The 23206-nt window shown below is 65.0% G+C and carries 24 protein-coding genes; 16 read left to right on the top strand and 8 right to left on the bottom strand.

The window, feature by feature from the left end; genetic code table 11:
* The first annotated feature begins 73 nt into the window (after positions 1 to 73).
* The 4 genes from fabD to Q1A36_RS04625 all read left to right on the top strand — a co-directional run bounded on the left by fabD (position 74) and on the right by Q1A36_RS04625 (position 3930).
* A complete protein-coding gene (gene fabD / locus Q1A36_RS04640) occupies positions 74 to 1000 on the top strand; it encodes an ACP S-malonyltransferase (protein WP_299840426.1) in 927 nt (308 codons plus the stop codon).
* A gap of 58 nt (positions 1001 to 1058) precedes the next feature.
* Positions 1059 to 1796, top strand: a complete 738-nt coding sequence (fabG, locus tag Q1A36_RS04635; protein ID WP_299840423.1) for a 3-oxoacyl-ACP reductase FabG — start codon at positions 1059 to 1061, stop codon at positions 1794 to 1796.
* Between the two features lie 167 nt (positions 1797 to 1963).
* Complete coding sequence (locus Q1A36_RS04630; protein ID WP_101752074.1) at positions 1964 to 2197, top strand: acyl carrier protein; 234 nt, start codon at positions 1964 to 1966, stop codon at positions 2195 to 2197.
* Between the two features lie 173 nt (positions 2198 to 2370).
* Positions 2371 to 3930, top strand: a complete 1560-nt coding sequence (locus Q1A36_RS04625; protein ID WP_299840418.1) for a matrixin family metalloprotease — start codon at positions 2371 to 2373, stop codon at positions 3928 to 3930.
* 18 nt (positions 3931 to 3948) lie between these two features.
* Here the strand turns inward: Q1A36_RS04625 and Q1A36_RS04620 are convergent, their stop codons facing one another.
* On the bottom strand, positions 3949 to 4767 hold the full coding sequence (locus Q1A36_RS04620) for a sulfotransferase family protein (protein WP_299840415.1): 819 nt from the start codon (positions 4765 to 4767) through the stop codon (positions 3949 to 3951).
* Positions 4768 to 4929: 162 nt separating this feature from the next.
* Between Q1A36_RS04620 and Q1A36_RS04615 the strand changes: the two genes are divergently transcribed.
* The 3 genes from Q1A36_RS04615 to Q1A36_RS04605 all read left to right on the top strand — a co-directional run bounded on the left by Q1A36_RS04615 (position 4930) and on the right by Q1A36_RS04605 (position 7730).
* A complete protein-coding gene (locus Q1A36_RS04615; RefSeq protein ID WP_299840412.1) occupies positions 4930 to 6504 on the top strand; it encodes a DUF5928 domain-containing protein in 1575 nt (524 codons plus the stop codon).
* 20 nt (positions 6505 to 6524) lie between these two features.
* Positions 6525 to 6905, top strand: a complete 381-nt coding sequence (locus tag Q1A36_RS04610; protein WP_299840409.1) for a histidine triad nucleotide-binding protein — start codon at positions 6525 to 6527, stop codon at positions 6903 to 6905.
* A 150-nt stretch (positions 6906 to 7055) separates the two neighbouring features.
* Positions 7056 to 7730, top strand: a complete 675-nt coding sequence (locus tag Q1A36_RS04605; protein WP_299840406.1) for a metal-binding protein ZinT — start codon at positions 7056 to 7058, stop codon at positions 7728 to 7730.
* Positions 7731 to 7755: 25 nt separating this feature from the next.
* Here Q1A36_RS04605 and Q1A36_RS04600 read toward each other — a convergent pair whose 3' ends face one another.
* Positions 7756 to 8202, bottom strand: coding sequence for a GFA family protein (locus tag Q1A36_RS04600; protein WP_299840402.1), 447 nt, complete (start codon positions 8200 to 8202; stop codon positions 7756 to 7758).
* Positions 8203 to 8206: 4 nt separating this feature from the next.
* Positions 8207 to 9157 carry an ABC transporter ATP-binding protein gene (locus tag Q1A36_RS04595; protein WP_299840400.1) on the bottom strand — a complete coding sequence of 317 codons (951 nt, stop codon included), beginning with the start codon at positions 9155 to 9157 and terminating at the stop codon, positions 8207 to 8209.
* A gap of 68 nt (positions 9158 to 9225) precedes the next feature.
* On the opposite strand from Q1A36_RS04595, the gene Q1A36_RS04590 reads away from it, so the two are divergent.
* The 3 genes from Q1A36_RS04590 (at position 9226) to Q1A36_RS04580 (ending at position 13350) form a co-directional block, all read left to right on the top strand.
* Entirely contained in the window at positions 9226 to 9429 is a 204-nt protein-coding gene (locus Q1A36_RS04590) for a zinc-finger domain-containing protein (protein WP_101752066.1), read from the top strand.
* A 112-nt stretch (positions 9430 to 9541) separates the two neighbouring features.
* A complete protein-coding gene (gene polA, locus Q1A36_RS04585) occupies positions 9542 to 12358 on the top strand; it encodes a DNA polymerase I (RefSeq protein WP_299840395.1) in 2817 nt (938 codons plus the stop codon).
* On the top strand, positions 12358 to 13350 hold the full coding sequence (locus Q1A36_RS04580; protein ID WP_299840392.1) for a cation diffusion facilitator family transporter: 993 nt from the start codon (positions 12358 to 12360) through the stop codon (positions 13348 to 13350). The genes polA and Q1A36_RS04580 overlap by 1 nt, the downstream gene beginning before the upstream one ends.
* Before the next feature lie 7 nt (positions 13351 to 13357).
* Here Q1A36_RS04580 and Q1A36_RS04575 read toward each other — a convergent pair whose 3' ends face one another.
* Positions 13358 to 14197, bottom strand: coding sequence for a universal stress protein (locus Q1A36_RS04575; RefSeq protein WP_299840389.1), 840 nt, complete (start codon positions 14195 to 14197; stop codon positions 13358 to 13360).
* 376 nt (positions 14198 to 14573) lie between these two features.
* Here Q1A36_RS04575 and Q1A36_RS04570 point away from each other — a divergent pair, with 376 nt between their 5' ends.
* Complete coding sequence (locus Q1A36_RS04570) at positions 14574 to 14780, top strand: cold-shock protein (RefSeq protein ID WP_101754201.1); 207 nt, start codon at positions 14574 to 14576, stop codon at positions 14778 to 14780.
* A gap of 71 nt (positions 14781 to 14851) precedes the next feature.
* On the opposite strand, the gene miaB is transcribed toward Q1A36_RS04570, so the two are convergent.
* Positions 14852 to 16180 (bottom strand): tRNA (N6-isopentenyl adenosine(37)-C2)-methylthiotransferase MiaB, encoded by a 1329-nt coding sequence (miaB, locus tag Q1A36_RS04565; protein ID WP_299840385.1) that lies wholly within the window; start codon positions 16178 to 16180, stop codon positions 14852 to 14854.
* A gap of 116 nt (positions 16181 to 16296) precedes the next feature.
* Between miaB and Q1A36_RS04560 the strand changes: the two genes are divergently transcribed.
* Positions 16297 to 16629: a TfoX/Sxy family DNA transformation protein gene (locus Q1A36_RS04560; RefSeq protein ID WP_299840382.1), complete on the top strand. Its 333-nt coding sequence runs from the start codon at positions 16297 to 16299 to the stop codon at positions 16627 to 16629.
* Between the two features lie 6 nt (positions 16630 to 16635).
* Here the strand turns inward: Q1A36_RS04560 and Q1A36_RS04555 are convergent, their stop codons facing one another.
* Both Q1A36_RS04555 and Q1A36_RS04550 read right to left on the bottom strand, forming a co-directional pair.
* Positions 16636 to 16923: a GNAT family N-acetyltransferase gene (locus tag Q1A36_RS04555; protein WP_299840379.1), complete on the bottom strand. Its 288-nt coding sequence runs from the start codon at positions 16921 to 16923 to the stop codon at positions 16636 to 16638.
* On the bottom strand, positions 16923 to 17561 hold the full coding sequence (locus Q1A36_RS04550; RefSeq protein ID WP_299840376.1) for a CDGSH iron-sulfur domain-containing protein: 639 nt from the start codon (positions 17559 to 17561) through the stop codon (positions 16923 to 16925). Before Q1A36_RS04550 ends, Q1A36_RS04555 begins: the two co-directional genes overlap by 1 nt.
* Positions 17562 to 17752: 191 nt before the next feature.
* On the opposite strand from Q1A36_RS04550, the gene Q1A36_RS04545 reads away from it, so the two are divergent.
* From Q1A36_RS04545 to cydX, 3 genes are read left to right on the top strand one after another with little or no spacing between them, the layout of a single operon-like run.
* Complete coding sequence (locus Q1A36_RS04545; protein ID WP_299840372.1) at positions 17753 to 19333, top strand: cytochrome ubiquinol oxidase subunit I; 1581 nt, start codon at positions 17753 to 17755, stop codon at positions 19331 to 19333.
* Positions 19334 to 19338: 5 nt separating this feature from the next.
* Positions 19339 to 20505 carry a cytochrome d ubiquinol oxidase subunit II gene (gene cydB / locus Q1A36_RS04540; protein ID WP_299840369.1) on the top strand — a complete coding sequence of 389 codons (1167 nt, stop codon included), beginning with the start codon at positions 19339 to 19341 and terminating at the stop codon, positions 20503 to 20505.
* Between the two features lie 15 nt (positions 20506 to 20520).
* A complete protein-coding gene (cydX, locus tag Q1A36_RS04535) occupies positions 20521 to 20658 on the top strand; it encodes a cytochrome bd-I oxidase subunit CydX (RefSeq protein WP_299840366.1) in 138 nt (45 codons plus the stop codon).
* A 48-nt stretch (positions 20659 to 20706) separates the two neighbouring features.
* Here the strand turns inward: cydX and Q1A36_RS04530 are convergent, their stop codons facing one another.
* On the bottom strand, positions 20707 to 21825 hold the full coding sequence (locus Q1A36_RS04530; RefSeq protein WP_299840363.1) for a porin: 1119 nt from the start codon (positions 21823 to 21825) through the stop codon (positions 20707 to 20709).
* Positions 21826 to 22072: 247 nt separating this feature from the next.
* Here Q1A36_RS04530 and Q1A36_RS04525 point away from each other — a divergent pair, with 247 nt between their 5' ends.
* Entirely contained in the window at positions 22073 to 23173 is a 1101-nt protein-coding gene (locus Q1A36_RS04525) for a pyridoxal phosphate-dependent aminotransferase (RefSeq protein WP_299840360.1), read from the top strand.
* The last annotated feature ends 33 nt before the right edge of the window (positions 23174 to 23206 follow it).

Genomic DNA, 23206 nt, shown 5'->3' with positions numbered 1-23206 from the left:
CCAACCCGCCTGTGGTTGCGAGTGGGCAAAAGCCCCGCTATCGGTAACAAGACCAAGAGAGTGAGGTGAGACCATGCGTGCATTCGTCTTCCCGGGCCAGGGCGCCCAGACCGTCGGCATGGGCCGCGAACTGGCCGAGGCCTATCCGGCGGCCCGGGATGTCTTTGACGAGGTGGACGAGGCCCTGGGCGAGACGCTGTCGGGCCTGATCTGGACCGGCGATATCGACACCCTGACGCTGACGCAGAACGCGCAGCCCGCGCTGATGGCGACCTCGATGGCGGCCTTCCGGGCGCTGGAATCCGAGGGGATCAATATCCAGGACGCGGATTTCGTCGCCGGCCATTCGCTGGGGGAATATTCGGCGCTCTGTGCCGCCGGTGCGCTGACACTGGCCGACACCGCGCGGCTTCTGCGCCTGCGCGGGCTTGCCATGCAGGAGGCGGTGCCGGTCGGCGTGGGGGCAATGGCGGCGATCCTCGGCCTCGATTTCGAGGCGGTCGAGGCCATTGCCCGCGACGCTGCCGAGGACGAGGTCTGCCAGGCCGCCAATGACAACGACCCGGCGCAGGTGGTGATCTCGGGTCACAAGGCGGCGGTGGAACGCGCGGCGGTGCTGGCCAAGGAGCGCGGCGCCAAGCGGGCACTGATGCTGCCGGTCTCGGCGCCCTTCCATTCGGTGCTGATGCAACCGGCGGCGGCGGCGATGGCCGATGCGCTGGCGGGCGTGGATATCCAGCCCCCCGCCGTGCCGCTGATCGCCAATGTCCGCGCCGAGGCGGTGATCGAGCCGGGCGCGATCCGGCGGCTGCTGGTCGAGCAGGTGACAGGCGCGGTGCGCTGGCGGGAATCGGTCGCCAACATGGCCGAGGCCGGCGTGACCGAGTTCTGGGAGATCGGTGCCGGCAAGGCGCTGTCGGGGATGATCAAGCGCATCGCCAAGGATGTGACCGTGCGCAATATCGGCCTTCCGGACGACGTGCGGGCGCTGAAGGGCTGAGGACAGGCCGGGGGCGTTGCCCCCGGACCCCCGGGATATTTGGACCAGGTGAAAGCAGATGTTTGACTTGACGGGAAAGAACGCGCTGGTGACGGGCGCATCGGGCGGGATTGGCGGCGCGGTGGCCGAGGCGCTGCACGCGGCGGGCGCCGCCGTGGCGCTGTCGGGCACGCGCGAGGAGCCGTTGCGCGAATTGGCCGAGAAGCTGGGCAGCCGCGCCCATGTGGTGCCGGCGAACCTCTCGGATGCCGAGGCAGTGGCGGCGCTGCCCAAGGCAGCCGCCGAGGCCATGGGCTCGGTCGACATCCTGGTGAACAACGCAGGCATCACCCGGGACAACCTGTTCATGCGCATGTCCGATGAGGAATGGGCGCAGGTGATCGAGGTGAACCTGACCAGCGTTTTCCGTCTCAGCCGCGCGGTGCTGCGCGGGATGATGAAGGCGCGCTGGGGCCGGATCGTCAATATCACCTCGGTCGTGGGCGCCACCGGCAATCCCGGGCAGGGCAACTACGCCGCCGCCAAGGCCGGCCTGGTCGGCATGTCGAAATCGCTGGCCTACGAGGTGGCGAGCCGCGGCATCACCGTGAACTGCGTCGCCCCGGGCTTCATCGAGACGGCGATGACCGACAAGCTGAACGAGCAGCAGAAGTCGGCGATCCTGACCCAGATCCCCGCCGGGCGCATGGGCGGGCCTGGCGATATCGGCGCGGCGGTGTTGTATCTCAGCAGCGCCGAGGCCGGATATGTGACCGGCGCGACACTGCATGTGAACGGCGGCATGGCGATGCTCTGAACGCCGCCGGGGCGTTCACGAAAAGGCGACGAAAGCGGGTTGCAAGACGCATATCCGGTGCTATATCCCGGCCATAAGGCCGAAGGGGAACCGCCCTCGGCTGTCAATACGCCCTGCAATCAGGGGCGGGACCTTTGGGCGGATGCCCACGAAAGTGAGGAAGTGACATGAGCGATATCGCTGATCGCGTGAAGAAGATCGTTGTCGAGCATCTGGGCGTCGACGAGGACAAGGTCGTCGAGTCGGCCTCGTTCATCGACGATCTGGGCGCCGACAGCCTCGACACCGTCGAGCTGGTGATGGCCTTCGAAGAAGAGTTCGGCATCGAGATCCCCGATGACGCCGCCGAGACCATCCAGACCTTCGGCGACGCAGTCACCTTCATCAAGGGCGCCGTCTGAGTTTCGGACAGGCCTGAAGGCATTAAGCAGATGTGGCGCTTTCCCTTGTCGGAAAGCGCCATTTTTCTTATCCAGATGACATGTTCCGATTGAAACGCCATCGCCCTTCGCCCCTGTTGGCTCGCCAATTGCCGGGAAATCTTGGCGGCAATGAGACGAGGTAAGCTGTCACCATGGCCTATGTGAGCAACTACACCGCCCTGACCACCGGGGTGTGGCGCTGGAACAAGGCCGAGAAGGTCGGCACGCCGACGGTCGTGACCTACAGCTTCCTCGAACGCGGGGAACTGCCGAGCTTCAGTGAAAGCCCGCCAGCACAGAGCGATGTCGGCAATCAGTATGTCCCCATGACCACGGCGCAGCGCGCGGCCATCCGCAGCGCCATGGCGCAGTTCGAGGCGAAGTCGGGCCTGCGCTTTGTCGAGGTGAATGATCCCGCCGATGCCTCGATCAAGCTGCATGGCAACCGCTCGCCCGACCTGACCTCCTGGGCCTACCTGCCGCCGACGCCGAGCGTCGGCGGCGATATCCAGACCGGCGATGTCTTCGTCACCATCACCTATGATCCGAACCAGTCCTGGACGACAAGCAGCGCCCGCGGCAGTTCGATCTATACCGTCATGATCCACGAGATCGGTCACGCGATCGGGCTGGAGCACCCGCATGAGGGGCGACTGCTCATGCCCTCGATGGACAACCACGATTACACCGTCATGTCCTATGACTGGAGCTGGTCGGGCGACAGCACCGGGCGATCCCGCGATACGCTGGGGCCGCTGGACGTGCAGGCGATCCGCTATCTCTATGGCGACAGCGCGGGCTATACCGCCGTCTGGCGCCCCGCCGGGCAGTTCCTCGAGATCGATGGCGGCGCCGGCAATGACAGCATCGTCACCGGCCGCGCGCCAAGCCTGATGCTGGGCGGGGCCGGACATGACCGGCTGACCGGCGCCCAGTTCAATGACACGCTGAAGGGCGCAAGCGGCAATGACCGGCTGGACGGCGCGGCGGGGAACGATCAGCTGGCGGGACATGTCGGGAATGACCATCTGCTCGGCGGCAGTGGCAATGACACGCTGTTTGGGATCGAGGGAAGCGACCTGCTCTGGGGGGAAACCGGGAATGATCGCCTCAATGGCGGCGCGGGCAATGACACGCTGGACGGCGGCTATGGGGTTGACTGGCTTAGCGGTTTCGACGGAGCCGATCTTTTGCGGGGCGGTGCCGAGAACGATCTGCTTCAGGGCGGAGGCGGCGCCGACACACTGGCCGGCGGGGCCGGCCAGGACCGCCTGTTCGGTGATGCCGACGCCGATCTGCTGAGCGGCGCCGAGGGTGACGACCAGCTTTACGGTATGCAGGGCGATGATCGCCTCGTCGGCGGCGACGGGCGGGACGCCCTGATCGGCGCGGATGGCCGCGATCGGCTCGAGGGGAATGCAGGCGATGACCGGCTGGTCGGCGGAAGTGGAAATGACCGTCTGAATGGCGCTGCCGGGGCGGATGTCTTTGCCTTCCGGGGCAGGCTCGGTCTGGATGTGATCGAGGACTGGCAGGACGGCGTCGATCAGATCTCGCTTCAGGGATATGCCGGCTTCGATGATTTCGACGATGTTGCCGCCGCCGCGCGTCAGCGGGGCAACCTTGTTTCCATTACGCTAAGCCTCGATTCGATCATTCTGCTGACCAGCACCACGCTGTCCGATCTGGATGACCAAGACTTCACCTTCTGATCCGGGACGGACGCTGTCTCAGCGCCCCAGCTTGGCGTGAACCTCGTCCAGGTCGACCTCGCCAAGCGGCATCTTGTTGTCCGGGTCGTCGAAATCATAGCGGAACAGCCGGAAGTCGCTGCTGTACATCTCCCAGACCAGATGCCGCGACAGGTCGTCGAAATAGTCGCTGACCTTGTGCGCGCGTTTCGGCCCGTGGCCCTCGGACTCGTTGAACCGCGGCACGTCCTTCACGTCGACCCTGACCGGGGTCTCGCTGGCATCCAGCACCTTCTGCATGCCCTCGTCGAATTTCTCGGTGAAGAAGATCTGGTCGTAATGCCCGCCATTGGTGATCAGCGTCGAGATATGGCCCGACATCGAGGACCAGTGGATGTCCGGCTCCATCGGCCGGCGCCAGCGGGCGGTGTCGCGCGCGAACAGCAGGAAGCGGCGGAAGGACTTTATCTGGTCGAAGTCGAACCCGTCCTCGGGGCTGCCGACCTCGATGCCATAGGTCTGGATCAGTTGCGGCACCAGCTTGCCGCGATAGCGTTTGCCATTGCGCTGGATGCCGGCGATCTTGTCGAAGAACGAGGACAGGATGCGGGCATAGGGGTTGCGCACGCAGGTAAAACTGACGCCCCGTCCCTCGCGCACGGAGGTCTCGATCGGCTGCTGGCTGTGATCCTGCGCCCATTTGTGCAACCCATCGGTCGAGTCATGGATGTCGCCGTCGAAATAGCGGCCGTGGTCGGAATAGAACATGATCTGGCCGATGGACGAGCAGGCGCATTTCGGCACAACCCGATAGACCATGCTTTCGCTTTCCGTCATCCAGACGCCGGGAAAACCCATATCAGACCTCTTGTGCATCGACGCCGGCGCCTAGAGCATATTGCCTCGGGCTTCTTGCCCTGCCGGTCAAACTCGTTACAGACAGAAAGCAAATCGGTGCGATGTTTTCAACGCCAGACGACACGGTCTGCTTAATAAGCAACGGGAAAAGACGCCAAGACCATGGCCCGGATCGCCTTCATCCTGCTGACGCATAAAGAGCCCGAGGCCGTCATCCAGCAGGCCACGCGGCTGACGGCGACCGGCGATTACGTCGCGATCCATTTCGACGGCCGTTCGGACCCGGGCGATTTCGCCCGCATCACCGAGGCACTGGCCGGAAATCCCGGCGTAACTTTCGCGCGACGGCGCTACAAATGCGGCTGGGGCGAATGGTCGCTGGTGGCGGCGACGCTGTCGGCGCTGCGGGCGGCCTGCGAAGATTTTCCGCTGGCCACGCATTTCTACATGCTCTCGGGCGATTGCATGCCGATCAAATCGGCCGAGGAGGCGCATGAATTCCTCGATGCCGAGGATTGCGACTATATCGAGACGGTCGATTTCTACGATGGCGGCTGGATCAAGACCGGCATCAAGGAAGAGCGGCTGTCGCGCTATCACCTCTTCAACGAGCGCAAGAACAAGCGGCTGTTCTATGCCAGCCTCGATTTGCAGCGCCGTCTGGGGATCCAGCGCAAGGTGCCGGATGACATCCGCATGATGATCGGCTCGCAATGGTGGTGCCTGCGCCGCCAGACGGTCGAGAAACTGTTGAAACTCTGCGACAAGCGACCCGAGATCATCCGCTTCTTCGCCCGGACCTGGATTCCCGACGAGACCTTCTTCCAGACGCTGGTGCCCCATGTCGTGCCGCGCGACGAGATCCGCTCGCGCACGCCGACCTTCCTGATGTTCACCGATTACGGGATGCCGGTGACCTTCTACAACGACCATTACGATCTGCTGGTCTCGCAGGACTACCTGTTCGCCCGCAAGATCAGCCCCGAGGCGCAGGAGTTGAAGGCCAAGCTGGGGGCGCTGTGGCAGGCCGAGGGCACGCGCTTTGCCATCTCGAACGAGGGGCCGGGCCTGTTCCGCTTTCTCGCCGGGCGGGGGCGCGTCGGCCGCCGCTTCGCCCCGCGCTTCTGGGAAGGGGATGCCGGGCTGGGGCGAAAGCACGCGCTTCGGATCGTCGTGGCGAAGAAATGGCACGTGGCCAAGCGCCTGACCGCCGCCATCCGTGAACAGACCGGCATCGCGGCGGTCGATTACCTCTTCAACGAGGAAGCGGCGAACCTGCCCGATCTGGGAGGCACCGAGAATACCCTCGCCAAGCGGCACCGCCACCGCCGCGCGCTGCTGCGACTTCTGTTCGAGCAGTTCGACAGCCGGCAATTGGTGATCTGCCTTGACCCCTCGGCGCTGGAGCTGATCAGCGATTTCAGCGGCGAGCGCGCGAATACCCGTATCCTGCTGATCGATACGCAATTCGACGACGCCTATGTGCGCGGCCATATCGGCCGGGTCGGGCTGGCCGGCAAGAACACCTCGCCCGAACTGGTCGAACGCATCCTGCCGACCGTCCGCGCCGACTTGGAGGAAGAGGCCGAGCGCCTGAGGGACATGAACTATGCCGATTTCCACGTCATCTCGGCGCTTCAGGATGACGAGTTGAACACCGATGCGATGATGGCTTTTCTGGATGTGTCGCCACAGGTCGCGCATGATCTGGTCTCGACGCCGAAGCTTTTTGACTGACCGCAGGAAAGGATTGCCCCATGGCCCCCGCCTATGACGACCAGAACATTTTCGCCCGCATCCTGCGAGGCGAGATCCCGAACCAGACCGTGGCCGAGAACGAGCACGCGCTGGCCTTCCGCGACATCGCGCCCAAGGCGCCGGTGCATGTCTTGGTCATTCCCAAGGGCCGCTATGTCAGCTTCGACGATTTCTCGGCCAAGGCCACGCCCGAGGAGATCACCGGATTCATGCGGCTCTGCGCCGAGGTTGCGCGGCTCGAGGGGGTGACGCTGGACGGCGGCAACGGCTTCCGCGCGATCACCAATGCCGGCAGCGATGGCGTGCAGGAGGTGCCACATTTCCACCTGCACATCATGGGCGGGCGGATGATGGGGCCGATGGTATCCACGCGCGGCTGATCTGTCACAGGGCAGGGGGTGGCGATGCCGCCCCTTGCCTGACCTGACGCCAGACGGATCGACTACAGCCCTTCGCGGTTTCGCCTAAATCATGATTGTTATGTTATAACGCAACATAAATTGATCCGAAACAACGAAAGATCAAGGGACATGAAACCCCACTTCCTCCGCCCGATCAGCCTTGTCGCAGCCCTCGCCATGCTGGGACTGGCCAGCCCCGCCGCGGCGACCGAGAGCACCGCCGAGGCGCAGTCGCACGACCATCATGGCCACAGCCATGCCGACGCCGCCGAGCGGATCCACGAGGGCTATTTCGATGATGACCAGATCGCCGCGCGCGAGCTGTCGGACTGGCAGGGCGACTGGCAATCGGTCTATCCGCTGCTGAAGGCCGGAAACCTCGATCCGGTCATGGCGCACAAGGCCGCGCATGGCGACAAAAGCGCCAAGGAGTATCGCAGCTATTACGAGACCGGCTACCGGACCGATGTCGATCGCATCACCATCGATGGCGACCGCGTCACCTTTCATCGCGCCTCGGGCAAGGTCGAAGGCCGCTATGCCAGCGACGGCCACGAGATCCTGACCTATGAGAAGGGCAATCGCGGCGTTCGTTTCATCTTCGAGAAGCAGGAGGGCGATGCCCATGCGCCGCGCTTCATCCAGTTCGGCGATCATCGCATCGCGCCGGAAAAGGCCGATCACTATCACCTCTACTGGGGCGATGACCGCGCCAAGCTGCTGGCCGAACTGACCAACTGGCCGACCTATTACCCCGCCGCGCTGAGCGCGGATCAGATCGTCTCCGAAATGACCGCGCATTGATCGCGCGGGCGGGGCGCGCCGGTCGTCAGCCCCGCACGGACTGCCGGGCAAATTCCGCCATCAGCGCGGGAAACTGCGCCTCGGGCGGGAACTGCCGATAGGCATGGGTTGCGCCGATGCTGACCCAAGGCAGTTTTTCCTCGAGCCAGCATTCGATGAAGGGTTTTGCAGCTGCGCCACCCTCGATCATGGTGCTGCGGATGTTGACGAGCGGGCCGAGGAAATCGGCGCGGGTGAAGACCCAGCTGAGGCAGAAGGCGCAGCAGTGATGCTGCAACTCGCCCTGCATCCCGCCCATCACCGTCTCGCCCTCGATGGTCACGGCATCCTGATGATAGAGGCTCGACAGCGAGAAGGCGCTGGCGGTCATCCGCTGGCAGCCGGTGCAATGGCAGGCCATGGTCAGCATCGGCGCGCCGGTGACGCCAAGGCGCACCCGGCCACAGCGGCAGCTTCCGGTGTGAACGCTCATGACATCACCCCCGTGTCAGGTCGACAAAGACATCCTCAAGATCCGGCGCCTCGATCGCCACGTCGATGATCGGCACGCCGCCACCGCGCAGCGCGTCGATCAACTGGTCGGCGCGGACCCGCGAGGGCGGATAGCTGATCGCCAGCCGTCCGTCGGCGCGCCAGTCGGCCCGCGCGCCCTCGGGCAGCGCCGGCACTGCGACCCGCCCGCCCGCGTCGATCACCAGCGTCTTGCCATCCATCCGGCCCAGCAGCGCCTCGGTCCGGTCACGCACGATCAGGCTGCCATGGTTGATGATGGCGATTTCGTCGCACATCTGCTCGGCTTCCTCGAGGTAGTGCGTCGTCAGGATGATGGTCATGCCCTGCGCATTCAGCTTGCGCACATTGGCCCACAGCATCTCGCGCAGCCCGATATCCACCCCCGCCGTCGGCTCGTCCAGCACCAGCACATGCGGCCGGTGGACCAGCGCCTTGGCCAGAAGCAGCCGCCGCTTCATCCCGCCCGAGAGATTGCGGGTATAGCTTTCGGCCTGATCGGTCAGCCCGACCAGTTCCAGCAGCTCGTCAGTCCAGCGCTCGGATTTCGGCACGCCGTAGAGCCCGGCCTGCACCTCGAGGCTGGCGCGCGGGGTGAAGAACGGGTCGATGTTCAATTCCTGCGGCATCACCCCGATGGCGGCGCGGGACTGGCGCGGGTTCACGTCCTGATCGAAACCCCAGATCACCACCTGTCCGGCGGTCTTGTTGACCAGCCCGGCGAGGATGTTGATGGTCGTCGACTTGCCGGCTCCGTTCGGCCCCAGCAGTCCGAAGATGCTGCCCGCGGGAATCGCCAGGTCCAGCCCCTTCAGCGCCTCTTTCGGCGCCTGACGCCCGCTGGCGGCATAGGTCTTGCGCAAGCCGGTGATTTCGATCGCATTGCGCGCCCTGTTCTGGCCCGATCCGTCTGGCATCGTCCCCTGTCTCTCGCTAATATCGGAACCAACTAACCCCTAATCCGGGCAAAGCTCAAGGAACCGACATGACCGCATCGCAAGGCCAGGACGCACCCGAGACCGTAACCGTCACCCGCTGGAAGGTTGCCTGCGACGGCGACGAGGATCTGGTCGGCCTCGGCCATCCCCGCGTCTGGCTGGCGATTCCGCGCGATACCGGCTGGGTCGAATGCGGCTATTGCGACAAGCGCTTCGTCATCGACCGCGAGCACGCCCACGACGACCACTAAGGGCCGGACTCCCGCCGGTCTGATGGATCGCGGGCGACGGGGGGCGGTGCCCCCTTTGCCACCACCGCCACTTCATGCCAAAACGGACCCCGAACAGAAGGGGACCACCGACATGAGCTTTGGCAAAGGCCACCACCTGCATCTCATCGACGGCTCGGCCTTCATCTTCCGCGCCTATCACGCGCTGCCGCCGTTGACCCGGAAATCCGACGGACTGCCCATCGGCGCGGTGGCGGGCTTCTGCAACATGCTGTGGAAATACGTCACCGACGAGCGCGGGGCGGATGCGCCGACCCATGCGGCGGTGATCTTTGACCATTCCGCGAAAACCTTCCGCAACGAGATCTATCCCGACTACAAGGCCAACCGCCCCGAGCTGCCCGAGGATCTGCGCCCGCAATTCCCGCTGACCCGCGAGGCGACGAAGGCCTTCAACATCGCCTGCATCGAGACCGAGGGCTATGAGGCCGATGACATCATCGCCGCGCTCTCCTGTCAGGCGCGCGATGCCGGCGGTTCGGTCACCATCATCAGCTCGGACAAGGACCTGATGCAGCTGGTGGGCAATGGCGTCGGCATGCTGGACCCGATGAAGAACCAGCCGATCGGCCCGGACGAGGTGTTCGAGAAATTCGGCGTGGGACCTGACCGGGTGGTCGATGTGCAGTCGCTGGCCGGGGATGCGGTCGACAACGTGCCGGGCGCACCGGGCATCGGCATCAAGACCGCTGCGCTGCTGATTCAGGAATATGGCGATCTGGAGACGCTGCTGGAACGCGCGGGCGAGATCAAGCAGCCGAAGCGCCGCCAGACCCTGATCGACCATGCCGAGCAGATCCGCATTTCCAAGCGGCTGGTGACGCTGGATTGCGACACACCGCTGGATTTCACGCTGGACAGCCTCGAGGTGAAGGAGCCGGACCCGCAGGTGCTGATGGGCTTCCTGTCCGAGATGGAGTTCCGCACCCTGACCAACCGCGTGGCCGAACGCTTCAAGGCCGAGGCGCCGGTGATCAGCAGCGCCCCGGTTGCGCCGGCCGCCGATGGCGCTGGGGTGCCGCCCAAGGGCGGGCCGGATTTCCCGGCCATCGACCGCGCCAGCTACACGACCATCTCGGATACCGCGACGCTGGCGCAATGGATCGCCGAGATCCGCGAGGCCGGCCATGTCGCCATCGATACCGAGACCACCAGCCTTGACGAGATGCAGGCCGAACTGGTCGGCATCTCGCTTTGCGTGACGGCGGGCAAGGCCGGCTATATCCCGCTTGGCCATGTCGCGGGCGAGGCTGACCTGTTCGGCGGCGGCGCGAAGGCCGAGGGGCAGATGGACCGCGATGCGGTGCTGACGGCGCTGAAGCCGGTGCTGGAAGACGATGCGATCCTGAAGATCCTGCACAATGCCAAATATGACTGGAAGATCCTCGCCCGGCACGGCGTCCGCATGGCGCCCCTGGATGACACCATGCTGCTCTCCTATGCCCTTCACGCGGGGCTGCATAATCACGGCATGGACGAGCTGTCGCAGAACTACCTCGGCCATGCGCCGCAGCCGATCAAGGAGTTGATCGGTTCGGGCAAGTCGCAGATCAGTTTTGCGCAGGTGCCGGTGGACAAGGCCACCGGCTATGCCGCCGAGGATGCCGATGTGACCCTGCGCCTGTGGCAGATCTTCCGCCCGCAGCTGATGCCCAATGCCGTGACCACCGCCTATGAGCGGCTGGAGCGCCCGATGATCCCGGTTCTGGCCGGGATGGAGATGGCCGGCATCCGCATCGACCCGCAGCACCTGTCGCGCATGTCGGGCGCCTTTGCCCAGAAGATGGCGCAATACGAGGACGAGGCGCAGGGGCTGGCGGGGACCAAGTTCAACCTTGGCAGTCCGAAGCAGCTGGGTGAAATTTTGTTTGACCAGATGGGCTTGCAGGGTGGAGCCAAGGGAAAGTCCGGGGCCTATTCCACCAGCGCCGATGTGCTGGAGGACTTGGCGGCCGAAGGCCATGACCTGCCCGCCCGGGTGCTGGACTGGCGCGGGGTGGCCAAGCTGAAATCCACCTATACCGACGCGCTACCGACCTATGTGAACCCCGAAACCGGGCGCGTCCACACCAGCTATTCCATCACCGGGGCGCAGACCGGGCGGCTGGCCTCGACCGAGCCGAACCTGCAGAACATCCCCATTCGCACCGAAGAGGGCCGCCGCATCCGCGAGGCCTTCATCGCCGAAAAGGGCAACAAGCTCGTCAGCCTCGATTACAGCCAGATCGAGCTGCGCATCCTTGCCCATGTCGCCAATATCCCGGCGCTGCAGCAGGCCTTTCACGAGGGCATCGACATCCACGCCATGACCGCCAGCCAGATGTTCGGCGTGCCGGTGGAGGGCATGGACCCGATGGTCCGCCGTCAGGCCAAGGCGATCAATTTCGGGGTGATCTACGGCATCTCGGGCTTTGGCCTGTCGCGCAACCTGCGCATTCCGCGGGCCGAGGCGCAGGCCTTCATCGACACCTATTTCCAGCGTTTCCCCGGCATCCGCGAATACATGGACAAGACCGTGGCCGACGCCAAGCGCGACGGTTTCGTGCGCACCCTGTTCGGGCGGCGGATCAACACGCCGAACATAAACGCCAACGGCCCGGCGGCGGGCGGGGCCAAGCGCGCGGCGATCAACGCGCCGATCCAGGGGGCGGCGGCCGATATCATCCGCCGCGCCATGATCCGCATGCCCGAGGCCATCGCCGATCTTCCGGCCAGAATGCTGCTGCAGGTCCATGACGAACTGGTCTTCGAGGTGCGCGAGGATGCCGTCGATGACCTGATCGCCACCGCCCGCCGGGTGATGGAGGGCGCAGCCGAACCGGCGGTGAAGCTCGACGTGCCGCTGGTCGTCGATGCGGGTGTGGGCGACAACTGGGCCGAGGCGCATTGATGGCGGGCGGTCACAGCCACGGCGGGCATGGTCATCACGGGCACAGCCATCCGGTGCCGACGGGAGACCGCGCGATCGTCTGGGCGGTGATCGTCAACCTGGCGCTGACCGGGGCGCAGATCGTCGGCGGCTATGTCGCCGATTCGACCGCGCTCATCGCCGACGGGGTGCATAACCTGTCGGATGCGATGGCGCTGGTGCTGGCCTTCGGCGCGCGGCGGCTGGCGCAGCGCCCGGCCACGCCCGATTTCAGCTTTGGCTGGGGCCGGGCCGAAATCGTCGCGGCCTTCGTGAACTTCCTCGCCCTCATCGCCGTGTCGATCTGGCTGGCGATCGAGGCCTTCGGCCGGCTGACCGATCCGCCCGAGGTCGCGGGCGGGCTGGTCATGGGTCTGGCGAGTTTCGCGCTGATCGTCGATCTGGCGACGGCGGCGCTTGTCTATCGCTCGGCCAAGGAAAGCGTGAACATCCGCGCGGCCTTCCTGCACAACCTGGCGGATGCCGGTGTCTCGGTCGCGGTCATCATCGGCGGGGCGCTGATCTGGGCCTTTGGCTGGTACCTGGCCGACCCGATCCTGACCGTGCTGATCTCGGTGGTGATCCTGTGGCACATCGCCGGCGAGATCGGCCCGATCTTCCGCAGCCTGATGCTGGCCGCACCGCCGGGGATCGAGCCTGACGAGGTGCTAGGCGCGCTTGGCCAGATGCCGGGGGCCTCCGGCGCGCATCACCTGCACCTGTGGCAGATCGACGAAAAGCGCAACGCCGCCTCGGTCCACCTGATTGCCGAGACGACCGAGTTCCACGGGCTGATCCGCGACGCCAAGTTGATGCTGCGCGAGAAGTTCAGCATCCATCACACCACGATCGAGATCGAATTGCCGGGCAGCGATTGCGCCGACGAACCGGGCGAGGATCTGGCCGAGGATCATGACCACGACCATGATCATGATGACGGCCATGACCACGGGGGTCACGGCCACCGGCATTAGCGGGCCGTCAGCGGGCCATCAGAACGGGCACGCGGGATTTCTCCAGCATGTTGCGGGTGGCGCCACCCAGGATCGCCTCGCGGAAGCGGGAATGGCCATAGGCGCCCATGACGATCAGGTTGGCGTCGATCTCCATCGCGCGCTTGTTGATCTCGTCGCTGATGGTGGGGGTGGTGCGGGCGATGACGGCGACATCCGCCTTGACCCCGTGGCGCGTCAGCATCTGCGCCAGACCCGCGCCGGGCTCCGACCGCTCGACGCCGCTGCGGCCCGGATCGATGATGGCAATCTCCACTGATTCGGCGGCGCGCAGCAGGGGCAGGGCGCGGCGCACCGCGCTCATCGCCTCGGAGGACTGGTTCCAGGCGATCAGGATGCGCTTGAAGCCGCCTTCGGGCAGGCCGGCATCCGGCACCACCAGCACCGGGCAGCCTCCCTCGAACATGGCGGCCTCGATCACCGCCTCGCCGCCGGCCGAGGCCTTCTTGCCATAGGGCTGGGCCATCACCGTCAGGTCGGAGTAGCGGGCGCGCATACCCACCAGATTGGTCATGCCGCCGGTCTGGGCCACGGCGGCGCGGACGCACCAGCGCAGGCCCGATGTGTTTTCCAGCCGGACAGTCACGGCCTCTTTCAGCGCCTCGGCCTCTTCGACCGCCGAATCGACCGATTCCTGGAAGACATAGGGCGTGCCGCCGGGGAAATAGTAACCGGGCTGGCTGAAATCGAAACCGAGGCAGAGGATTTCCAGATGGCCGTCCTCTTGCCGGGCCATCGCCTCGGCAGCCTGAAGTTGTAGCAACTGCCCTTCATCGGACAGGATGGTCAGGATGCTTTTATAGCTCATGTCAGCCTCCTTCGTGGCTGGTCGGGCGTGATGCTGCCCTTCCTTACAGGTAATCACGAAGCCCGGTCCCGACAAAGGCGTTTGCGCAAAAGAGCCGTGTTTTCAGGGGAGAATTTCGCTGAACCGGGTCAGCATTTGCTGGGGTGGTCACGCTGCTGCGACCCCATGCCGCAGGCGATTCCTTGCCGAAATGACGCAACGGCGCGATTCCATGCCAGATCGCTTGATTATTTGTCCGAACGCGCTTAGGTGGCGCTGGCTACGTTATCTCTGCTTCGACCTGTTCTCCGCGTTGCGGCATCAGTCATCGAGTTTGATCTGACTGCGCCGGGCCGCCGCACTTCCGCGGGCGGCAAACATGAATGGAGACATCACGATGGCCAACGGCACCGTGAAATGGTTCAACGCCACCAAGGGTTACGGCTTCATCGCCCCCGAGGGCGGCAAGCGCGACGTGTTCCTGCACATCTCGGCGATCGAGCGCGCCGGTCTGTCGCACCCGCAAGACGGCCAGGCTGTCAGCTTCGACATCGAAGCCGGCCGCGACGGCCGCGAATCGGCGACCAACCTGAAGTTCATCTGATCTTCAGGTCGCCTCGCGCGAACGGAAAGGCGTCCCTCGGGACGCCTTTTTCGTTTCCGGATGTGCCGGCCTCAGGCGGCGAGTTCGCCGTGCAGCGAGTTCGGCGCGCTTTCGATGATGCGCACCTGCACCAGATCGCCCACCTGCGCCTCGGGCGCCTCGACAAAAACCGAATGCAGATAATCGGACTTGCCGATCATCTGGCCGGCGATCCGCCCCGGCTTTTCGAACAGCACCCCAAGCGTCCGGCCGATCATGCCCTCCTGCGCGGCCTTCTGCTGGCGCGACAGCAGCGCCTGCAATTCCTGCAACCGGGCATCGGCGACGGCGCCATCGACCTCGGGCCGGTCATAGGCCGGGGTGCCGGGGCGCCGGGAATACTTGAAGCTGAAGGCGGTGCCGAAATTCACCGCCTCGACCAGCCGCAGCGTGTCGGCATGGTCCTGGTCGGTCTCGCCGGGGAAGCCCACGATGAAATCGCTGGTCAGCATGATGTCGGGACGCGCGGCACGGATGCGATCGATCAGCCGCAGATAGTGATCGGCCGTGTGCTTGCGATTCATCGCCTTCAGAATCCGGTCGGACCCTGACTGCACCGGCAGATGCAGGTAGGGCATCAGCTGCGGCACGTCCCGATGCGCCGCGATCAGGTCATCGGCCATGTCATTGGGGTGACTGGTGGTATAGCGGATGCGGTCGAGCCCCTCGATCTCGCCAATGGCGCGGATCAGCCGGCCAAAGCCCCAGTCGCGCCCGTCCTCGCCCGCGCCATGCCAGCCGTTGACGTTCTGGCCCAGCAGGGTGATCTCGCGCACGCCGCGCGAGACAAGGTCGCGGGCCTCGCGCAGGATGCGTTCCACCGGGCGGCTGACCTCGGCGCCGCGGGTATAGGGGACGACGCAGAAGGCGCAGAACTTGTCGCAGCCCTCCTGCACGGTCAGGAAGGCCGCCGGCGCGCGGCGGGTGGCGCGGCGCTGGGGCAGGTGGTCGAACTTGTCCTCTTCGGGGAAGTCGGTGACGATCTTCGGTGCTTCGCCCCGGACCATCGCCGGCAGGCGGTGATAGGCCTGCGGCCCCACGACCAGATCGACCAGCGGCATCCGCCGGGTGATTTCCTCGCCCTCGGCCTGCGCCACGCAGCCGGCCACGCCGATCTTCAGATCGGGCTTCTCGGCCTTCAGCGGCTTCAGCCGGCCAAGGTCGGAGTAGAGCTTCTCTGCCGCCTTTTCGCGGATATGGCAGGTATTCAGCAGCACCATGTCGGCCTGCGACTGGTCCTCGGTCAGCTCATAGCCTTCCGCGCCCATGGCCTCGGCCATGCGCTGGCTGTCATAGACATTCATCTGGCAGCCATAGGTCTTGATGAACAGCTTTTTCGGGGCTGCGGTCGGCTCGGTCATGGGCATTGTCCTCGGGATTGCCGGGCTGATACAGGAAAGCGGTGGTTTTGGAAAGCCGGGGGCGCCGCCCCCGGACCCCCGGGGATATTTGGGCCAAGATGAAGGCGAGGGTGCGGATGGACAGCGATTTGACCACGATCCAGAGCATCGGGCCGGCCACGGCTTCGGCGCTGATCGCGGCGGGGGTGCCGGATGCGGCGAGCTTGCGGGCGATGGGCGCGCATGAGGCCTATCGCGCGCTGCTGATCGCCGGGAACAGGCCGCATTTCATCTGGTACTACGTCATGCACATGGCGCTGCAGGGCCGGCCCTGGAACGATTGCCGGGGCGAGGAAAAGGCGGGCTTGCGGCGGCAGTTCGACGACCTGGTCGCCGAGGTCAGGGGAACGCCGCTGTCGGGGATCGAGGCCGAGCTGCGGGCGCTGGGTCTTCTGGCGCCACGGGGCTGATAGGGCTCAGGGCAGGAGGTCCGACCAGTCCGGGTGGCGCTTGAACTGCGCGTTCACGAAGGGGCAGAGCGGCATGACCTTCAGCCCCTTGGCGCGGGCATCGGCGATCATCGCCTCGGCCAGCGCCAGACCGACCCCGCGCCCGCCGATCTCGCGTGGGACGCCGGTATGGTCGGCGATGATCATGCCGGTGCCGGCCTTGGAGAAAGTCAGTTCGGCCTCGACCCCGTCGACCACGGTGACATAGCGGCCGCGGGACTCGCTTTCCTCGCGCCGGATCTGGAAATCGCTCATTATTCGGCCCCGTCCGCCTTGAACCCGGCTGCCTTGTGGCTGCCGTCACAGAAGGGCTTGTTCTTAGACTGGCCGCAGCGGCAGAGAAAGGCCTTGCGCACGGTCGCCACCTTGCGGCCGCTGCCGGCGATGATCTGCAGGTTGCCGGCGATCATGTTCGGTCCATCCTTGGTGGGCGTCACCTCCAGCGGCCCGTCAAAGGCTTCGAGCGGCTTGCCCTCTTTCGAGGGAATGTCGGAGGTGGCGCGAAACTCGGCCTTCAGATGACTGTTGTCGCAGAAGGGCATCCGCTGCGACTGGCCGCAGCGGCACAGCACCGCCCGCATCCGCGGTTCCTGCCCGGCAATGCGGACATCGCCGCGCAACTCGTTGGGACCATCCTCCCAGGGACGCAGGGTGTTGACCCCCGGTGCCTGTTCTTCGAGCCCGCCATCCTTGCGCTGATAGGTCAGCGCCCCCGATGGGCAGGCGCCGATGACCCGGGCTATCTCTTCGGCCGGGGCGCTTTCGGGAAAGATCCACTGACCCTCGGCGCCGGCGCGGAACACGCCCGGCAGGGCCAGCACGCAGCGCCGCGCATGGATGCAGCGCTTGCCGTCAAAGGTCACGATGATGCTGTCGGAGGAGGCGGGGGGCATGGGCAGGCTCCGTTGGCTGGCAATTGGGCTGGCGGGACGAATGCCCCGATTGATGCCGGATCGGAGGTCCCTGTCAACCAAGCAGAAATCAAGGGGGGGGGGGCGCGACGACACGCCGCGCCAGTTGACCATTGGTGCGGGCTTGCAAATCCGCTAGCGTGGCCGAACCCAAGCAAGGAGACCCCCCGCTCATGGAGTTTGGTGTTGTCGAACTGTCGCGACTTCAATTCGCGATGACTGCGCTATTTCATTTTCTGTTCGTGCCGCTGACCATCGGCCTGTCGATTCTCGTCGCCATCATGGAGACGGTCTATGTGATGACCGATCGCCCGATCTGGCGGCAGATGACCAAGTTCTGGGGCATGCTGTTCGGCATCAACTTTGCCATCGGCGTCGCCACCGGCATCACCATGGAATTCCAGTTCGGGATGAACTGGTCCTATTACTCGCATTACGTCGGCGACGTGTTCGGCGCGCCGCTGGCCATCGAGGGGCTGATGGCCTTCTTCATGGAGGCGACCTTCGTCGGCCTGTGGTTCTTTGGCTGGGACAAGCTGTCGAAACAGGCGCATTTGCTGGTCGGCTGGCTGGTCGCCATCGCCACCAATTTCTCGGCGCTGTGGATCCTGATCGCCAATGGCTGGATGCAGAACCCGGTCGGCGCCGAGTTCAACCCGATGACCATGCGGATGGAGCTGACCAGCTTCTACGAGGTCATGTTCAACAGCGTGGCGCAGGCGAAATTCGTCCATACCGTCAGCGCCGGCTATGTCACCGCCTCGATGTTCGTCCTCGGCGTCTCGGCCTGGTACCTGCTGAAGGGCCGGCATGTCGACCTGGCGCGGCGCTCCATCGCTGTGGCGGCCAGCTTTGGCCTCGCCTCGGCGCTGTCGGTGGTCGTTCTGGGCGACGAATCAGGCTATGACACCGGGCTGAACCAGAAGATGAAGATGGCCGCGATCGAGGCCATGTGGGAGACCGAGCCGGCCCCGGCCTCGTTCACCCTCTTCGGCATTCCCGACAAGGAAGCGCGCGAGACGAAATGGGCGATCCACATCCCCTATGTCATGGGGCTGATCGGCACCCGGTCCTTCAACGAGGTCATCCCCGGCATCGAGGATCTGGAATCTGAGGCGCGCCAGCGGGTGCGCTCGGGCCTCATTGCCTACGAGACGCTGATGACCATTCGCGAGGACCGCGAGGCGACTGACCCGGCGGTGATCCAGCGCTTCGAGCAGCATTCCGAGAACCTGGGCTATGCCTTCCTTCTACGCCGCTATCTCGACGATCCCCTGCAGGCCACCGACGAGCAGATCGCGCAGGCGGCAGAGGATACCATCCCGCCGGTCTTCCCGCTGTTCTGGGCCTTCCGCATCATGGTCGGCTGCGGCATGGCGCTGATCGCGATCATGGGCTTCTTCTTCTACCGCTCGTCCTTCAGTGGCGGCCGGCACCCGCGATGGGCGCTGCGCCTGGCGGTGCTGGCGATCCCGCTGCCCTGGATCGCGGTCGAGATGGGCTGGATCGTGGCCGAGGTCGGCCGCCAGCCCTGGACGGTGGACGGCATCCTGCCCACGGCCATGTCGGTCAGCAATCTGTCGGTGACCGAGGTGCTGATGACGCTGATCGCCTTCGCCGTCTTCTATTCGGTGCTGGCCGTGGTCGAGATGGGATTGATGCTGAAATACATCCGCAAGGGTCCGCATGAGGATGTGGAACTGACCGAAACCTGGATGGACGCGCATCGCGCGCGCCTGAGCCCGGCGGAGTAACCCCGATGATCATGCATGAACTGATTTCCTTCGAGATCCTGCGCGTCATCTGGTGGCTGCTGATCGGGCTGATGCTGATCGCCTTTGCCCTGACCGACGGCTTTGACATGGGGGTGGGGGCGCTGTTGCCCTTCGTCGCCAAGGATGATGTAGAACGCCGCATCGTCATCAACACCGTCGGCCCGGTCTGGGAGGGCAACCAGGTCTGGTTCGTGCTTGGCGGCGGCTCGATCTTTGCCGCATGGCCACCGCTTTACGCGATCAGCTTCTCGGGCTTCTACCTCGCCATGTTCCTCATCCTCGCGGCGCTGATCTTTCGCCCCGTGGCGTTCAAGTATCGCAGCAAGCGCGACGATCCGCGCTGGCGGGCGATGTGGGACCGGGCGCTGTTCCTGTCGGGCACGGTGCCGCCACTTCTGTTCGGCGTGGCGGTCGGCAACGTGCTTCTGGGCGTACCCTTCCACCTGACCGACGACCTGCACGCGGTCTACGAGGCGGGGCCGTTCATGAAGCTCTTCGGCATGTTGCGGCCCTTCGCGATCCTTTGCGGGGTGGTGTCGGTGGCGATGATGGTGATGCATGGCGCGGGCTGGCTGGTGCTGAAGACCGAGGGAGCGATCCAGGCGCGGGCTCGGGATTATGGCGCCAAGGCGGCGGTCGTGGTGCTGGCCGGCTATGCGCTGGCCGGGCTGTGGATGGCCTTTGGCATCGACGGCTTCGCCTTCGTCACCGAACCGCCGCATGACGGGCCGTCGAATCCACTGGTCTCGGAGGTGGTGCACCAGGGCAGCTGGTTTGCCGCCTATGCCACCCGCCCCTGGATCATCATTGCCCCGATCATGGGCTTCGTCGGCACGGGCATGGCAATGCGTGCGCTGCGCAACACCCGGGATGAACTGTCGCCGCTCATGTGGTCGAAGATGGCGATCGTCGGCATGATCTCCTCGGTGGGGCTGGTGATGTTCCCCTTCATCCTGCCCTCGAACACCAACCCGAACAGCTCGCTGACGGTCTGGGATGCCTCGTCCTCGCATCTGACGCTGTTCGTCATGCTGATCTGCACGGTGATCTTCCTGCCGCTGATCCTGCTTTACACGGCCTGGGTCTATCGCACGCTCTGGGGTAAGGTGACCGAGGCCGATGTCACCGATCCCGACACCCACAGCTATTGAGGAAAGGAGGCTCGCATGTGGTATTTCGCCTGGATCCTCGGCCTGCCGCTGGCGGCACTGTTCGCCGTGGTCAACGCCATGTGGCTTGAATTGCAGGAGGATCGCCGATTGCTGAATCAGCCCCGTCCGCCACGCTCGCGCGACGAGCTGTAGACATGGCTGCCGGCCCAACGCGCGATTGCGGCGGGCCGGCGGAACCGATCAGAACTTCCAGCGCGCGCCGATGGTGACGGACTCGGCCTTCTGATAGCTGGTCGCGTCATCGTCATAGTCATAGCTGCGATAACCGGCATAGATGTCGGTGTTCAGGCTGGCGACATTCTGGACCACCGAGAGGCTCCAGGATTCGGCATCATCGCCCTCGCTGACCATGTCCTCGCCCTTGTAGTAGTCGACGGCAAGGCTGGTGTCGCCCCAGGCCACCCACTGGCCGATATAGCCAAGCTGGGCATAGGAATAGCTGCCACCATTGTCGCGGCTGCCGAGAGCCATCGCGACATTGACGCCCGAAGCCATTTTCACCGCGGCCGAGGCGAAGCTGTCCTTGATGTCCTCCTGCCCGTCACCCCGGTCGCGGACATAATAGCCGATCCCCGCCGAGACTTGGTTGCCGTTTGCCATCTCGCGGTCATAGGACAGGGCCACATCCCAGTAATCGTCATCATCCTCGTGCACCAGAATGTTGCGGCCGTAAGAGGTGCGGAAGACGAAGCCGCCGAAATCGGGCGAATCATAGCGGATGCGCCCGCGCCGATTGCCGCCGAAATTGTTGAAGGCATCGCCCACGGCGATCTCGCTCAGCGCCCCGTCATCCTGACGCAGCAGATAGCTGCCCGAGGTGTCGCTGATCGATACGTCATTGACCAGCGTGGTCGGGCTGAGGCTGCGATCCCCGATGCTGTCCGAGCCCATGCTGCCCTGACCGATGAAGAAGGTCCCGTATTGGGCCGATTTCAGCGACAGATCGACATGGCGCAGCTTGGTGCGGTCCCATTCCAGCGCATCGGGTTCGCCAAGTTGGCTGACCGAGGCGCTCTGGCGGAAGCCAAGGGCGGTCTCGAATTTGAAGCCCAGCTCGAAGGCGGAAAAGGGCTGTTTCAGCGTGAAGCCGACGCGCGAATTTGACTTCGAGTTGTCGACGATCTTGTCATGGCTGTCGGCGCCATCGTCGAACTGGGTCCAGGATGGATCGAACTGGCCGTAAAAGGTGGCGCTGCCACCGGACTGGTTTTCATAGATGACCTCGGCCCGGGCGGTCCCGGCGGCCATCAGGGCGATGCTGGACAGGCCCAGCAGGGAAAGCGGGAAAGACTTGGACATGATGATCCTTTCTTCAGGCAGTAGCCGTGACAAGCTGCCCGCCCGGAAAACGGGCAGTGCGAATAGAAAGCCGCCGGAATGGGTGGCGGGGCTTCGTGATTGAAAACAGTCGGCAGATCAGCCTGACTGCGCCGCCAGAAAGCGCCCAAGTACCGGACTAGTCAACCTCTGGCGGTGAAGTTTTTGGTCCGTATCACCTCGCTGCGGGGCTTGCGTGGCAGCGCCAAATCGCGGAAGCCTCGGCATCATGACAAATGTCCGCTTCGCCCCGATCCCCGCCAGTCTGCCCGCCACCGTGCCCTTTGTCGGACCCGAGACGCTGGAGCGTCAGCGCGGCGCGCCCTTTGCCGCCCGGCTTGGCGCGAACGAGAACGGCTTCGGCCCTTCTCCGCGCGCGGTGGCGGCCATGGCCGAGGCGGCGGGCGAGATCTGGAAATATGGCGACAGCACCAATCACGAGCTGATGGCGGCGCTGGCCGCGCATCTGGGGGTGACGCCGGATCACCTGGTGGTGGGCGAAGGGATCGACGGACTGCTGGGACTTGCCGTCCGGCTGATGATCGCGCCGGGGGACCAGGTGGTGACGTCGGACGGCGCCTATCCGACCTTCAACTACCACGTCGCGGGCTTTGGCGGGGTGCTGAACAAGGTGCCCTATCGCGATGACGCCGAGGACCCGGCGGCGCTGGCAGCGAAGGCGCGCGAGACCGGCGCCCGGCTGACCTATCTCGCCAATCCCGACAACCCGATGGGCACATGGTCCGAGGGCAGGGCGATCGAGGCGATGCTGGACCAGTTGCCGGAAGGGGGCGTCCTGCTGCTGGACGAGGCCTATGTGGAATTCGCGCCCGCGTCGGCCATCCCGGCGATCGACGTCGATGACCCGCGCGTGATCCGCTTCCGCACCTTCTCCAAGGCTTACGGCATGGCCGGGGCGCGCATCGCCTATGCTTTCGGCAACCCCGAGGTCATCGCCGGCTTCAACCGCATCCGTAACCATTTCGGGGTGAACCGCATGGCGCAGGCCGGCGCGCTGGCGGCGCTTGCCGATCAGGACTGGCTCGAGGCGGTGAAGGCGCAGGTTGTCACCGCCCGCTATCGCATTGCCCGGATCGGCCAGCAGAACGGCTTGACCGCGCTGCCCTCGGCGACGAATTTCGTCGCCCTCGATGCCGGGCGAGACGGGGCCTATGCCCGCGCGCTGGTGGCGGGGCTGGCCGAGGACGGGGTGTTCATCCGCATGCCCGGCGTCGCGCCGCTGGACCGCTGCATCCGCGTGTCCTGCGGGCCTGAGGCCGAGCTGGATCTCTTCGCCGAGGCTTTGCCCAAGGTTCTGGCGCGGCTCTGACCCCGGCCTGAGATGGATATTTGAACGAGAAAG

This window comes from uncultured Paracoccus sp., from assembly GCF_947487305.1.
In the GTDB taxonomy this organism is placed as follows: domain Bacteria; phylum Pseudomonadota; class Alphaproteobacteria; order Rhodobacterales; family Rhodobacteraceae; genus Paracoccus.
Note: the sequence above shows the minus strand (reverse complement) of the source record. Positions and strands in the feature narration are given on the sequence as shown.

Bases quoted from the DNA above. Each gene is read 5' to 3' on its own strand.
- fabD (WP_299840426.1), top strand. From the start codon at position 74: ATGCGTGCATTCGTCTTCCCGGGCCAGGGCGCCCAGACCGTCGGCATG.
- fabG (WP_299840423.1), top strand. From the start codon at position 1,059: ATGTTTGACTTGACGGGAAAGAACGCGCTGGTGACGGGCGCATCGGGC.
- Q1A36_RS04630 (WP_101752074.1), top strand. From the start codon at position 1,964: ATGAGCGATATCGCTGATCGCGTGAAGAAGATCGTTGTCGAGCATCTG.
- Q1A36_RS04625 (WP_299840418.1), top strand. From the start codon at position 2,371: ATGGCCTATGTGAGCAACTACACCGCCCTGACCACCGGGGTGTGGCGC.
- Q1A36_RS04620 (WP_299840415.1), bottom strand. From the start codon at position 4,767: ATGGGTTTTCCCGGCGTCTGGATGACGGAAAGCGAAAGCATGGTCTAT.
- Q1A36_RS04615 (WP_299840412.1), top strand. From the start codon at position 4,930: ATGGCCCGGATCGCCTTCATCCTGCTGACGCATAAAGAGCCCGAGGCC.
- Q1A36_RS04610 (WP_299840409.1), top strand. From the start codon at position 6,525: ATGGCCCCCGCCTATGACGACCAGAACATTTTCGCCCGCATCCTGCGA.
- Q1A36_RS04605 (WP_299840406.1), top strand. From the start codon at position 7,056: ATGAAACCCCACTTCCTCCGCCCGATCAGCCTTGTCGCAGCCCTCGCC.
- Q1A36_RS04600 (WP_299840402.1), bottom strand. From the start codon at position 8,202: ATGAGCGTTCACACCGGAAGCTGCCGCTGTGGCCGGGTGCGCCTTGGC.
- Q1A36_RS04595 (WP_299840400.1), bottom strand. From the start codon at position 9,157: ATGCCAGACGGATCGGGCCAGAACAGGGCGCGCAATGCGATCGAAATC.
- Q1A36_RS04590 (WP_101752066.1), top strand. From the start codon at position 9,226: ATGACCGCATCGCAAGGCCAGGACGCACCCGAGACCGTAACCGTCACC.
- polA (WP_299840395.1), top strand. From the start codon at position 9,542: ATGAGCTTTGGCAAAGGCCACCACCTGCATCTCATCGACGGCTCGGCC.
- Q1A36_RS04580 (WP_299840392.1), top strand. From the start codon at position 12,358: ATGGCGGGCGGTCACAGCCACGGCGGGCATGGTCATCACGGGCACAGC.
- Q1A36_RS04575 (WP_299840389.1), bottom strand. From the start codon at position 14,197: ATGAGCTATAAAAGCATCCTGACCATCCTGTCCGATGAAGGGCAGTTG.
- Q1A36_RS04570 (WP_101754201.1), top strand. From the start codon at position 14,574: ATGGCCAACGGCACCGTGAAATGGTTCAACGCCACCAAGGGTTACGGC.
- miaB (WP_299840385.1), bottom strand. From the start codon at position 16,180: ATGACCGAGCCGACCGCAGCCCCGAAAAAGCTGTTCATCAAGACCTAT.
- Q1A36_RS04560 (WP_299840382.1), top strand. From the start codon at position 16,297: ATGGACAGCGATTTGACCACGATCCAGAGCATCGGGCCGGCCACGGCT.
- Q1A36_RS04555 (WP_299840379.1), bottom strand. From the start codon at position 16,923: ATGAGCGATTTCCAGATCCGGCGCGAGGAAAGCGAGTCCCGCGGCCGC.
- Q1A36_RS04550 (WP_299840376.1), bottom strand. From the start codon at position 17,561: ATGCCCCCCGCCTCCTCCGACAGCATCATCGTGACCTTTGACGGCAAG.
- Q1A36_RS04545 (WP_299840372.1), top strand. From the start codon at position 17,753: ATGGAGTTTGGTGTTGTCGAACTGTCGCGACTTCAATTCGCGATGACT.
- cydB (WP_299840369.1), top strand. From the start codon at position 19,339: ATGATCATGCATGAACTGATTTCCTTCGAGATCCTGCGCGTCATCTGG.
- cydX (WP_299840366.1), top strand. From the start codon at position 20,521: ATGTGGTATTTCGCCTGGATCCTCGGCCTGCCGCTGGCGGCACTGTTC.
- Q1A36_RS04530 (WP_299840363.1), bottom strand. From the start codon at position 21,825: ATGTCCAAGTCTTTCCCGCTTTCCCTGCTGGGCCTGTCCAGCATCGCC.
- Q1A36_RS04525 (WP_299840360.1), top strand. From the start codon at position 22,073: ATGACAAATGTCCGCTTCGCCCCGATCCCCGCCAGTCTGCCCGCCACC.